This is a genomic window from Acidovorax sp. KPB24-07, assembly GCF_057543315.1.
The window spans coordinates 1-527 of sequence record NZ_BAAJYS010000969.1 but is presented as its reverse complement, the minus strand read 5'-3'; the positions used below and the strand labels follow the sequence as shown (position 1 = coordinate 527).

Annotated in this window: 2 pseudogenes; both read left to right on the top strand. The window is 73.6% G+C overall.

The features are described from left to right. Positions 1 to 325: pseudogene (locus tag AC27IQ_RS26960) on the top strand (taurine ABC transporter substrate-binding protein); the annotation flags it as partial. Positions 326 to 365: 40 nt separating this feature from the next. After that, positions 366 to 527, top strand: a pseudogene (locus AC27IQ_RS26955) (nitrate ABC transporter ATP-binding protein); the annotation flags it as partial.

The window sequence follows — 527 nt, the reverse complement described above, 5'->3', positions numbered from 1 at the left end:
CCAGTTCGTGCAGGTGCTGGCCGATGCCGACCGCGCATACACGGCCCAGAAGGCCGCCTGGACGGCCGATTCGCCCCAGGTCAAGGCGGTGGCGAAGTGGACCGGCGCCGAGGCGCCCACGGTGCCTGCCAGCCTGGCGCTGTATGCCTTCGTGCCGCCGGCCGAGCAGGCCTCGCCGAAATGGCTGGGCGGCGGCGCGCAGTCGGTGGCGGCACAGTCGCTGGCCGCCACGGCCGCCTTCCTGAAAGAGCAGGGCACCATCCAGGCCGTGCTGCCCGACTATTCGGTGGGCGTGAACCCCACCTGGGTGCAGCGTGCGAAGTAGCGTGCCGGCCGTGGGCGAAAACCCTGCGGCCTTGCCGCCCGTGGCCCATGGCGCGGGCGATCTGGTCATCCGCGGCCTGAGCGTGCGCTACGCCGGCGCGCGCGGGGCCGCGCCGGTGCTGGCGCTCGCCGGCGTGGACCTGGACATCGCCGCGGGTGAATTCGTCGTCGCCCTGGGCGCATCGGGCTGCGGCAAGACCACG